The organism is Geminisphaera colitermitum TAV2 (assembly GCF_000171235.2).
Taxonomy (GTDB): domain Bacteria; phylum Verrucomicrobiota; class Verrucomicrobiia; order Opitutales; family Opitutaceae; genus Geminisphaera; species Geminisphaera colitermitum.
Window position 1 is genome coordinate 62459 of sequence record NZ_ABEA03000004.1, and the last position, 12424, is coordinate 74882.

A 12424-nucleotide genomic window follows, 5' to 3' on the forward strand; every position below is an offset into this window, starting at 1 on the left:
TTTACAGGAATCCTGTTTTTGGTTGACTTTCGTATGTTTCAATGATTCGATGATTGTAGTGATCAGGTTCGACAAGCCCTGTGTCAGCGTCGCCGGTGCCGTGGAGTATTTCCACGAGCACATGCGGCTTGCTGACTACCTGAAACAGGGCGACCAGTCGGAAATGACTTGGGTCGGTCAGGGAGCCGCTTTGCTCAGTCTGGCCGGTCCGTGCCGGGTAAACGACTTCGAGACGCTGTGCTCGGGTCGGCATCCGGCAACAGGAGAAAGCCTTCTGGCCAGTGACAAGGGAAGCAGGCGGCGGGTCGGTTTTTTCGGGCAGATTTCGCCGCCGAAGGACGTTTCTATTGCCTGCCTCGTCGGAGGAGACAGCCGCATTGCTGTCTGGTGGACCGAAGCTGTTCGGGAAACCCTGCAAGAGATCGAGGCCGTCACCGCCACGCGCGTGCGGTGCGAGGGGCAGAACCATGACCGGACAACGGGAAACATGGTGGCCGCCGTGGTCACGCACGAAGCCAACCGGGCGCTTGATCCGCAGCTTCACACCCACGTCTGCATCATGAACCTGACCCGGGATCACGAGGAAAACCGCTGGAAGAGTGTGCAACCCTCCGCCTTTTACCGGCACCAGGGGTTTTTTCGTGAGGTCTGTTACAACCGTCTGGCCGTGCGGCTTCGCTCGGCGGGCTACGAACTGGAGCGGGTGCGCGGAATCGGCTTCACGATAAAAGGATTCCCAGAAAAATTGCGGGAGACTTTCAGTAAGCGCCGCCTGGCGATTCTGGAAGCCGCCGCAGCCTCGGGAATCACTTCGCAGGATGGCTTGCAGGCCGTGACGGTGCGGACGCGTGCGGACAAGGTCAGCGCGACCGCCGTGGAATTGCAGGCCGGCTGGATCGCGCAGGCCGGCCCGGCTCTCGACCTCGTCCGCGCGGTGATCGCGCAGGCGGACGGCACGCCGAAGCCCGCTCCCGAAGTGCGCCCCTTCGACGCGCTGGTGTCGGCGGAGGAGCATGTGTTCGAGCGGCGGTCCGTGGTGGACGAACGGCTGCTGTTGCGCGAGGCCCTGATTATTGGCCGGGGTCACGTCACGCCCGACGATCTGCGCGCCGCCATCGGCGAACGGGTTGCCTCCGGCGAACTCATCAAAAAGGGCGGCGACCTCGCCTCGCGTTCCGGTCTTGAAGCAGAGGACGAGTTTGTCACCTGGGCCGAAGCTCATCGTGAGGACTGCGGTGTGATCGGTTACGCTGTCGGTCTGCGCGAGGCGTCGCTGGGCAAGGACCAGGCGGCTGCGGTCTCCACCGTCCTCGCGTCGCGTTCGCGGGTGACGGTTTTTCAGGGCGACGCCGGCACCGGGAAAACCCATTCGCTAAAAACAGTGGTTGCGGCCATCGAACGGCGCGGCGGCCGCATTTTCGGATGCGCGCCTTCCACCGGGGCCACGGATGTGTTGCGCAAGGAACTGACACCCGACGCCAACACTCTCCAGCAGCTTCTTGCCAACCCGGAGTTGCAAGCGGCGATGCGCGGGCGTGTCATCATCGTGGACGAGGCCGGACTGATGTCGGTCAGACAGATGCGCGACTTGTGTCGGCTGGCTGACGCCAACGACTACCGCCTGCTGCTGGTCGGCGACACCAAGCAACACGGTTCGGTCGAGGCCGGTGATGCCTTGCGGTGTCTGCAAAAGTTCGCGAACGTGCCGGTGGCGCGGCTGACGCAGATCCGCCGCCAGAAAGACCCGGAGTTCCGCGAGGCTGTGGCCGACTTGGCGGACGGCAACGTTGTGAGCGCGGTCGCGCGTTTCCGGAAACTGGAAGCGGTGAAGGAGATTCCTTACGACCGGCAACTCTACAGCGCCGCCGCCAAAGACTACATCAGCACCGTGCGCTCGGGGAAAACCTGTCTGGTGATTTCCCCGGTCTGGTCCGAGATCCACGCATTTACAACAGAAGTGCGACGGCAGTTGCGGTGCAACGGACTGCTGTCCGGTCCCGACCGTGTGGTCACGGTTGCCTGGTCGCTGGACTGGACCCGCGAATGGCGCCGCCAGATCGAAAACTACAAGCCGGGCGATCTGCTCCGGTTTCACCGTGACGAGGGTGATTTTGGCTCCGGCGAATACGCCACGGTTTCTCGTATCGAGGACCGTTGCCTCGTGGTGACTCGCCACGACGGCAACCGGACATGGATCGATCCCCGGCAGACCGGCGGATTTGATGTGCAGGTTGCCGGCGAACTTTCGGTGGCGGCGGGCGATAGCCTGCTGGTCGAGGCCAACGAAAAATCCGCCGGCCTGAAAAACGGCGACCGCGTCGAGGTCGCCGGTTTCGATGACGAGGGTTCCATCGTCCTGAAAGACGGGCGGCTGATTCCGTCATCATTTCGTCAGTTCACGCACGGTTATGCATCCACCTCGCACGGTTCGCAGGGCAAAACCGTCAACCGGGGCATTCTCGTCATGGCCGACGAAAGCATCGCCACCGCCAACCTGAAACAAGCTTACGTGAGCAACTCCCGGTTTCAGGAAACCCAGATGATCTACACCACCGACATCGACGCCGCCCGCGAGGCGATGGGCCGGTTTGGTGACCGTCTGCTTGCCTCCGAACTCGTGCCGCCGGACGCCCGCAAGCCGGCAGGTGCGCGCTCTCCTGCGCCCGACAAGGATGATACGGGGCTGCTTTCCGGCATGCACCGGGGCATCCGGGCCAGTGCCTGCTCCCTCCTGAAGACATTCTTCGAGCCATCGGGAAAAACCGGCTCCGGCCATCACGTTGGCCGAAATTGAACATTTGCATTCCAGCCATGAGCATCAAGCCGCTTCCCGGAAAAGAACCTGTAGTGAAATTGCCAACACCGGCCTGGGGCCGGGTGGCCAAAGACGGAGACCTCTCTCGCGCCGTCTGTTTTGTGACTGCGACCGGCGGACACACGGTGTCGTTTCCGGTGTCCGCATTGTCACGATGGGAGTTTTCTCCAGGAAATCCCGACTCACTCGTGATTGCTGCCGGCAAGGAAACGGTGACGGTCCTCGGCCGAAAGCTCACAGTGGTCCGCGATGCGCTGAACGCAGGTCGTTTGCTGGAAGTGAAAATAAAACCAGCCGCAGGTGACTGCGAGACGGCGGAAAACGAAACCACGGTTTCCGAAATCCGTTTCGCGGTTGCGGCATGACAGGTCATGGCCAGAAAAGCGCCCAACGATCCGTTCCAGCTTGATCTGTTCGAGACGCTATCGAGAGCGGCGTCCATCACATCCACTCCCACCGACGACAATCATGAACACTCACCAAGCTTACCGACAGATGGCGGAAGCCCACTGGCGCCAGCATTATCCACGGATCGTGCAGGAACTGGAAGCGGCCGGGAAACTCTAGGCAGCGTTGCAGGAAGCACAGGACCGGACCATCGACGAAATGGAACGTCTGATCCGGCAGGGGCTCAAACAGGGCCTGACGGCGCAGCAGGCGCGCGACCAGGCATGGGAACTGGTGCGCGAAAACTACATCGTTCTCCCACTGCAAGCGGAGTAACCGCGTCGAACTGGACCATTACGGATGCCGACAAGATCGGCGAAGGTTCACCCAAGCAAAAATTCCGGCAAAACGTCGCGGCCATCGAACTGCTGCGCCGGGTCGAAAACGAACGCCGTTCCGCCTCCGACGACGAACGATCCGTGCTGGTCAAGTACGTCGGCTGGGGCGGACTACCGCAGGTGTTTGCGGAGGGGAGCGAGGCACCGCAGTGGCGCAACGAACAAAAGCTCTTGAAGGACCTGCTCCTGCCGGACGAATACCGTTCCGCCCGCGCCACGGTTTTGAACGCTCACTACACCTCGCCAACCGTGATCCGCGCCATGTATGCGGCTCTCGAACGGCTTGGCTTCGAGCGGGGTCGCGTGCTCGAACCGGCCTGTGGTCTCGGCCATTTTTTTGGACTGATGCCGGAAACGATGCGCTCCCGCTCCGAACTGACCGGCATCGAAATCGATCCGCTGACCGCCCGGCTCGCCAGCCAGCTTTATCCGCGGGCGGACATTCGCGCCACCGCGTTCGAGGAAGCGTCCTTGCGAACAAATTCTTTCGACGTGGCGATCTCCAACGTGCCGTTCGGCGACTATGCTCCGTTCGATCCGAAACTGAACAAGGGCAAGTATCGAATCCACGACTACTTTTTCATTGCCGCTCTGGAACGGGTTCGGCCCGGCGGGTTTGTTGTGTTCATCACCTCGCGCGGCACGATGGACAAACGCCAGTCCGGCCTGCGCGAGCTTTTGGCCGAAGGTGCCGACCTCGTCGGGGCGATCCGACTCCCCAACGATGCGTTCAAACAAAACGCCAACACCGAGGTAACGACTGACATTGTCTTCCTGCGCAAACGCGCGCCCGGCGAGGCGGCGGCAACCGGTCCGGCATGGATGGAAACCCGTCCACTGGAAGGCTCGGCCTCACCGGATACGGAAGCGGACGCGATCCTCATCAACGAGTATTACCACGCCAATCCGCACATGCTGCTAGGCCGGATGCAGCGCGAAGAGCATGGCATGTATGGCCGTTCAGAAGTCGGTCTGGTCAGCGACGGACGTAATCTCGCGGAGGTGCTGGCCTCGGCCGTCGCGCGACTGCCGTCTGGGCTCTACCAGCCTTTAACCGAGACGCAGGCCATGACGGTGCGGCAAACGCTGCCGGTCGCTGACAACATCAAACCGTATTCCTACGTCCTGACTGAAGAGGGTGCGATTGCCCGCCGCGAAGGCGACGACCTCGTCGTGCTGACCGGCCTGTCCACAAACATGTCACGCCGGTTGCGCGGACTGATTCGCGTGCGCGACGCCGTGCGCGCCTGTCTGCAACTCCAGGTGGAAAACCGCTCCGATGACGACATCGCCGCCGCCCGCCTCCGGCTGAATCAGGATTACGACCATTTTGTCGGGCAGTTCGGGCCGGTGTCTCAGTCGTCGAACATGCGTGCGTTTATCGATGATCCCGATCTGCCGTTGCTCCTCTCGCTGGAAAATTACAACGAGGATACCGGCCTCGCCACGAAGACCGCCATCTTCCGCGAACGCACGATTCAGGCCCGCCAACCCGTGGAGCGGGTGGAGACAGCGAAAGAGGCGTTGCTTGTCACCCTGAACGAGCGCGGGCGTGTCGATCTGGACGCCATGAGTCGCCTGCTCGGCAAACCGGCGGACGAATTTTTGCCAGAACTCGCCGGCATGATTTATCGCAACCCTCAAACCGAGCGCTGGGAAACGGCTGACGAATACCTCTCCGGCAATGTTCGCGACAAACTCTTCATCGCCGAAGGTGTGGCCGAAGTGAATGCCGATTACCGTTCGAACGTCGAGGCGTTGCGATCGGTCCAGCCCGCCGATCTGAAAGCGTCGGAAATCGACGCGCGCCTCGGCGCCGTCTGGATTCCGCCGCGCTACGTCGAGGATTTTGTCCATGCGCTCCTCAACGTTTCCCGCACCGATCCGAACTCGGCGGCGTCGGTTCACCACGCTCCGCAACTCGGCCTGTGGTCGGTGAAGCTCGGCTATTACGCCCGGACCAGCGTCGGCAACCTCTCCGAGTGGGGAACCGAACGTGTGCCGGCGCACGAGTTGATCGAGGACGCGCTCAACCTGCGCACGCCGACCGTTTACGACACGGACGCGAACAAAAACCGTATCCTCAACATCACTGCCACGGAGGCCGCCCGAGAAAAACAGGGCAAGATTCGGGCAAAATTTGCGACCTGGATTTGGGAAGACGATACCCGGCGCGAGCGGCTCGTCGGGATCTACAACCGCACATTCAATTCGCATCGGTTGCGGACCTTTGACGGCTCCCACCTGACGCTTCCCGGAGCCAGCCACACGATCACGCTCCGCCCGCACCAGAAGGCGGCGGTGTGGCGAATCCTGCAAACCCCCAACACCCTGCTCGCCCATGTCGTAGGGGCCGGCAAAACCTGGACGATGGTTGCGGCAGCGATGGAATCGAAGCGGATCGGTCTCGCCCAAAAGCCGATGTTCGTCGTTCCGAATCACATGCTCGGCCAGTTCTCGTCCGAGTTGCTGACCTTGTATCCAAACGCCAACATTCTTGCCGCGGGAAAGGCGGACTTTGAAAAATCTCGCCGCCATCAACTGATGGCGCGCGTTGCCACCGGCAACTGGGATGCGGTCATCGTCACGCACTCCGGTTTCGAGCGACTGGCGATTTCCAAGGACGCGCAGAAACAGTTCATCGAGGAACAGGTGGAAGAGTTGGAAACCTGCATCCGCGAGCAGAAGGGGGATAATCCCGGCAGCCGGATCGTGAAAGAACTGGAGCGCGCCAAAAAGCGGCTCGATGCCCGGCTCAAGAATCTCGCCGCCGAGGATCGCAAGGACACGATGTTGACTTTCGAGGAACTCGGTGTGGACAGGCTGTTCGTGGACGAGGCCCACACGTTCAAAAACCTGTTTTACGTGACCAAGATGACGCGCGTCGCCGGTCTGCCGCAGTCCGCGTCGGAACGGGCGTTTGATATGTTTCTGAAGGTGCAGCATGTGCAAAAACAGAACAGCGGCGGCGGTGTCGTCTTCGCCACGGGCACGCCGGTTACCAACACGATGGCGGAAATGTTCACCCTGAAACGGTTCCTGCAAATGGCCGTTTTGCGGAGCCAGCGGCTGGCTCATTTCGATTCGTGGGCCGCGACCTTCGGCGAAACCGTCACGGCGATGGAACTGGCCCCGGATGGTGCGGGCTACCGGCTCAATACCCGGTTTGCCCGCTTCGTGAACGTGCCGGAGCTGATGCAGCTTTTCCGGCAGACGGCGGACGTGCAGACCACCGAAATGCTGAAACTGCCGGTGCCGGCACTTGAAGGCGGCAAGGCGCAGGTAGTGCGCGCGCCGTCAACGCCTGCGCTGAAGGCGTTCGTGGAAACGCTGGTGAAGCGCGCGGAGCGGCTGAAAACCGGCAATGTCGATCCATCCGAGGATAACATGCTCAAAATTACCGGTGAGGGCCGAAAGGCCGCGCTCGACCTGCGACTCGTGATGAACATCGCGGAGGATCATCCCGACAGCAAGGTCAACCAGGCCGTAAGCCGGATTTTTGACATCTGGGACGAGACCCGCGCACAGCGGCTCACCCAGCTTGTCTTCTGCGACCTCTCGACTCCGAAGGCCGACGGGCGCGGGTTCTCCGTGTATGACGACGTGAAGGCAAAGCTGGTGCGCCTTGGCGTGCCTTCCGACGAAGTCGCATTCATCCAGGATTACGATACCGACGCGGAAAAAGTTTCGCTCTTCAAGGATGTGCGGGCCGGCAAGGTCCGCGTGCTGCTCGGCTCCACCCAAAAGATGGGTGCTGGCACCAACGTGCAAAGCCTGCTCGTGGCCGAACATCATCTCGACGCGCCTTGGCGCCCGGCGGATATCGAACAGCGCGAGGGTCGCATCCTCCGTCAGGGAAATACGAACCCGGTTGTGAAGATTTTCCGTTACGTGACCGAGGGCAGTTTCGACGCCTACATGTGGCAGACCCTCGAAACGAAGGCGAAATTCATCTCCCAGGTCATGCAGGGCGAAACAACCGCTCGTCGTATCGAGGATCTGGATGCGCCAGCACTCACCTATGCCGAAGTGAAGGCCATCGCGTCGGGCAACCCGCTCGTGATCGAAAAGGCGCGCGTCGATACCGAGGTGATGCGTCTTTCGCGCCTCCGCACCGAGCACGCCGAGGCGCAATACACTGCTCGCGGCCGCATCCGCCGCATGACCGAGGACGTGGCGCTCATGGAGAAGCAAATTGCCGGCATGGAAAAGGACTTGTCGGTCCGGGCGGATACGCGCGGCGATAAGTTTTCCGTGATCGTGGACCGGCATCATTTCACGGAACGGCCGGAAGCCGGCGCCGCGTTGATCAAAACCGTGGACCGTCTCCTCGACAAACGGGCCTCGGAAATCATCATGCAGATCGCCGGCTTCAACGTGGAGTTCCGCCACACGCTGCCGGATACGCTGACGATCCGGGGAGCGATGAGCTACACGGCCAAGGTATCGCCGTCCCCAGTGGGCATCATCGCGTCGGTCGAGCACGCCATCCGTTCCATCGACGAACGGCTGGCGGCACGCCGGAGCGATTTTGAGCAGACTCAAAAAAACTTCACCGGCCTCTCCGCGCTCGTCGGCAAACCGTTCGGGCACGAGGAGCGGTTGCAGGAACTAACCGCCCGCCAGGCCGAACTCGTCGATGCCCTCGACATCACCAAAAACCAGGCCGCCGGTTTGTCCGCCGAGGCCGAGGCCGCCGAAACGCCGGCCGCCACCGAATCCAACGACGAGTCCGAAACGCCGGCCGCCGTGGTGCGGATGGACACTTCGGAGGCTCCCGTCCAAATGCCACCGACGATGCGAATGGCGGTCTGATCTTCCCGAGGCTGAATCCCATGCGACCCTTTGAACGAAACCGAAACCTCACAGAAGCCGAACGCACCCGTCGCATCGGCGAGTTGATCGCCATCGCCGTTATTCGGTATCGCCACCTCCATCCGGAGGAATTTGCGGATCATCCGCAGTTCGCAGGTTCCCCTCATCAAGACGGAGCCGGGATGTTCGATTTTGTCGGTCTTGTCTCCGATGAATCTGAAAAGCGGATTCTGCATTACCTCTCGAATATCGGCACTGCCGCGCCCAAGGATTTTCAGATGGCGCTGGGGATAATACGCATATCTGTCACCCGAAAACTTGAACGGCTCCGCTCCGCGAAACTCATCACCACTTCAGGTAAAACACGCGCCGTGCGCTACCGACTGGTTCTTCCGCATCTCTTGCGACAGATTCAGAATGATAAACTTGGTGATCCAGAAGCTGCCATGAACTGGGAGAGAAGGATTGAGCGAGCATGATGGAGGCGAAGGCGAGTCAGTGGAAGGCGGCGAAGGATTGAGCAAGTCATTTGTAATCACGAGCCAGACTGCGGAAACGAGCAGCCAATCCAAATGAGCGTTCGAGGACCCATCGACGAGGCAATAGGACAACGCCGCGCTTGGTCTGGGGCGGTTTTACCACGTGCAGTTTGATGTTGTGGGCCTGAGCAGACTGTTCGGCATTTTCGCCGGTGTATCCTTGGTCGACATAGGACACTTCTACCTTCTGGCCGGTGACCTCCTGGACATCGGCAGCCATCGACCATCGTACCACCGAGATCGTGATGAAGCACTATTTCCAGCCGGGCCGGGAAGAGTTTCGCCGGATGCTCGTCGGCAAGCTGCCGACGGTGATCGGCGGCGCGGCCGCGCCGAAGCCGATCGAGTTGGAGGAGATTCGCGAGCAGTTGGAGGCGATGAAGCCGCGGACGTGGGAAAAAATCCGCGCCGCCCTGCTCAAGCGGATTCCGCGGCCTGCCGCACCGATGGTCGAAATCCAAACGAAGGTACGCGGATTGGAAGTGCCTGCGAAACCCGACACACCCGCGACGTAATCGCTGGGCATGGATTACCGGCCGGGATCGTTAGGGCAGCGACCCCTAATGCGGACGTAATGTAAATCGCGATTTTCATGTGTGAGGGGCCACCACTCGATCTTTTCTCTCATCATCAAAAAAAGCGCAGGGGCGCGAAGTGATAGTTCCATCCGCATTCAGATAGGCAACTTGGGAGAAAATATTCTCTGGTGAACGATCATCGCTACTTCCACCAAGGAGATCTTTTTTGCCGAGCATCGTCCAGAAGAGCCTGCCCCAAGGATATTCGCACGCAAACGTGTGAAGCCACTTTCCTCCTCCAGGAAGCCAGCCGCCAAAAAGTTTCTCCCATTCAAGGTCTCGATGGTCTTCAACCCAACTAGCAAATTTATCACTTTGATTGGTCCCTTTCCGACCGGTCTTTCCGCTGAGATCGAAGGGAAAGCAAACAACGTATTTCGTGAGCGTTTTGTGGACGGCTAGTGCGGTATCGAACGACTTTGTGAGTTGCTTGATGAGGTCGTCGAAATCGTAGACGTATTTTGACTGCCAGCCGGTCACCGTTCCGTCACTGTTGTGCGCCAGACATTCGACGCCGCCATCCCCTCCGGCACCGCGAAAGCGTTCGAACTTGGTTGCGCCTGGCACTTCGCGCCGTGCGAGCTGACATTACAGTTCTTCGAAACCATTCGTTTGTGCACCCTCGTGCGCGATAATTCGTGTAAAGTCGATGTCTGCCATAACCGCTTAATGCATTTGGGAGATGGCACTTGGATACGCAACACTATGCGAAAGCCAGTGAACCGCACGCGCAATTGAGACGGACTTTACGGACCAGCTTGGGCCTTCATATCGGAGGTGCGACGCACGCCACATTCGCGGAACAAGGGAAGCCCCCGATGCCGCACGTCAACGCTTCGGTCCCTTCAATTCAGCCGAAGCAGCCATTTCCTCGGTCACAAAGCGTGCGAAATCGCTGATGTCGTGCCGCACGGAGGCATTTTCCAAGGCACTCATGTAGGCGCGGCGCCGCTCCACGCGAATCACCGTCCAAGGATAACCGCCAGCGGCAAGCATCGTGTTCAGGATGAACCGTCCGATGCGGCCGTTGCCATCGGAATAAGGATGGATGTAAACGAAAAGAAAATGGCCGAGCACGGCCTGCACTCCCGGAGCCGGCTCTGCGGCGAGCATGTCGAACAACGTATCCAAAAGTTCAGGCACGGCCTCGTGGGGTGGCGGCACGTGTTCGGAGCCGCGGATGAAAACCGGACGGTTGCGATAGCCCGCGAGGGAATAGGCCGGGAGCAATCCCGCCTGCACCGAAGGGCTGAACAAGGCGCGATACCAGTTCGGCAGATCCCGGCTCACAACGGCAGGCGCGGGGCGTTCCGCCAGAATTTCCCGCACGCTTGTCATGACCGTCTTGAACGCCTCGTGGTAGCCTTTTGCCGCCATCGCGTTCACCTGCTCCTGGGCCGCGCTGTCGGTCGCAAGATTCCATTCGCCACTCGCGATGAGCGCGATCAACTCCGGGGTCACCTGATACCCTTCGATGGAAAGCGAATGGTAGGCATCATGGATGTAGATTTCGGCAACGCGGTCGAGATAGGCGTTCGCCTCCGGCCTGCCGGGTGCGGAGGGAAAAAGTTCATGTGCGACCGGACGCATTTGCTGCCAGAGTGCCTTTAGGCGGCCGACGTGGGGCGAGGCAAAAAGCAACCCCGGAGGCAATCGTGGCGGTGCCACAAACGGATCGTCGGCCTCGAACTCCAGACCGGCGGCAGTCAAATCAGCGGCGAGCCGGTCGGCCTGGTCCGCAAGACCGCAGTGTCGGAACGCGCCGACGAGCCGGCCGGCGGCCGCGAGCGAACCGGATTCGCTCAGCAGAACCCGGCTCAGGTCATCGGGACGGACCAGACGCAGCGCGATTTCGGCGCTGGTGGGAGCATGACGAAAAAACGCCGGACTTACCCGCACCAAGGCCGTGGCAAGCGGCATAACCTGCACGCCCTGTCGCGACGCAGTTGTGGACGGGAGCCTTTTTTTGTCAGCGTAAATCAGCAACGAGGTGCGATTCGGTAGTTGCAGGGTCGAGGCGCCACCCTTGCTCGCGATGACGATCAGTTGGGCAGGCGTTGGGGTATTGCCCGTCCAAAGATCGAGCGAATGTTCGGCGGACAGACTGTAGCCTGTGCCAAACCGGTGGCGCAGATAGGCGCTGACAAAACCCCAGAAATGCGCGTGCCAGAAGGTGGTGTCGCCCGGCTGGATCTGAGGTGTCGTCAAGGCATACCAGCCCTTGATAATCTCGACGAGAACCCCACGCTTGGTCAGCAGCAAGCGATCCCGCGGCAGGATGTCCGGGCCTCGGACGACTTCTCCTGTCGCCAGTTCTCGCACCCGTTGCAGAGCGGCAGCAAGCACTTGTTGAGGTTCAGGCATGGCCTCGGAATCAACTATGTTTTACGCCGATAATCAACTATGTTTTATGTTAAAAAATTACTCTGTTTTATGTGATAAAAAAGTGTTATCCCTTTTTTCTTAATCTGGTTAACTCATTTTCCGTGACCACATCAGGCCATGTGGCCAATAAAAGAACGGCGGCTCAGAGGTGACGCTCGAAAATCATCAATTTGCCACTTTCAAGCTGCCGAAACGGCAGGAGCCCTACGTGGCTCAAGTCCCTGGCAATATCGCCGCGTGGCCGGCCTAAGCGGCGGTCACCCTCAATCCGGCACGGCGTGGTCGGCCGCGGCAACAGGCCATCGTGCGGGATCCGGTAATGCATCCGCTCTGCATGATTGGGTGGCGGGACAAACTTTCTCCAGAAACCGAAGCGGCTAGCGCACCAGCGCTGGGCCATCGAACAGGGCTATCAACAATCAAAGGAAGAACCCGGGGTCGACCACTTCGAGGGCTGTTCCTGGCGGGGGCTGCGCCATCATCTCACGCTGTGCTTCCCCGCGTTCT

7 protein-coding genes and 1 pseudogene are annotated in these 12424 nt (G+C 60.4%); 5 read left to right on the forward strand and 3 right to left on the reverse strand.

The annotated features are described in order from the left end of the window. Positions 1-49: 49 nt before the first annotated feature. The 4 genes from mobF to OBACDRAFT_RS24725 all read left to right on the forward strand — a co-directional run bounded on the left by mobF (position 50) and on the right by OBACDRAFT_RS24725 (position 8894). Positions 50-2794, forward strand: a complete 2745-nt coding sequence (gene mobF / locus OBACDRAFT_RS00325; protein ID WP_232766451.1) for a MobF family relaxase — start codon at positions 50-52, stop codon at positions 2792-2794. Between the two features lie 17 nt (positions 2795-2811). Then, complete coding sequence (locus OBACDRAFT_RS00330; RefSeq protein WP_043581915.1) at positions 2812-3180, forward strand: hypothetical protein; 369 nt, start codon at positions 2812-2814, stop codon at positions 3178-3180. 306 nt (positions 3181-3486) lie between these two features. Next, positions 3487-8415, forward strand: coding sequence for a DEAD/DEAH box helicase family protein (locus tag OBACDRAFT_RS00335; RefSeq protein WP_052360769.1), 4929 nt, complete (start codon positions 3487-3489; stop codon positions 8413-8415). A gap of 20 nt (positions 8416-8435) precedes the next feature. Beyond that, positions 8436-8894, forward strand: a complete 459-nt coding sequence (locus OBACDRAFT_RS24725) for a hypothetical protein (RefSeq protein ID WP_052360770.1) — start codon at positions 8436-8438, stop codon at positions 8892-8894. Positions 8895-8943: 49 nt separating this feature from the next. On the opposite strand, the pseudogene OBACDRAFT_RS00340 reads toward OBACDRAFT_RS24725, so the two are convergent. Then, a pseudogene (locus tag OBACDRAFT_RS00340) lies at positions 8944-9174 on the reverse strand (transposase); the annotation flags it as partial. Between the two features lie 25 nt (positions 9175-9199). On the opposite strand from OBACDRAFT_RS00340, the gene OBACDRAFT_RS00345 reads away from it, so the two are divergent. Next, positions 9200-9469: a hypothetical protein gene (locus tag OBACDRAFT_RS00345; RefSeq protein ID WP_043581918.1), complete on the forward strand. Its 270-nt coding sequence runs from the start codon at positions 9200-9202 to the stop codon at positions 9467-9469. Positions 9470-9544: 75 nt separating this feature from the next. Here the strand turns inward: OBACDRAFT_RS00345 and OBACDRAFT_RS00350 are convergent, their stop codons facing one another. Together OBACDRAFT_RS00350 and OBACDRAFT_RS00355 are read right to left on the reverse strand one after the other, a co-directional pair. After that, the gene (locus OBACDRAFT_RS00350; protein WP_043581920.1) at positions 9545-10099 is read right to left on the reverse strand and encodes a hypothetical protein; all 555 of its coding nucleotides are present in this window, start codon (positions 10097-10099) and stop codon (positions 9545-9547) included. Positions 10100-10360: 261 nt separating this feature from the next. Then, entirely contained in the window at positions 10361-11896 is a 1536-nt protein-coding gene (locus OBACDRAFT_RS00355) for a Fic family protein (protein WP_043581921.1), read from the reverse strand. Positions 11897-12424: the final 528 nt, after the last annotated feature.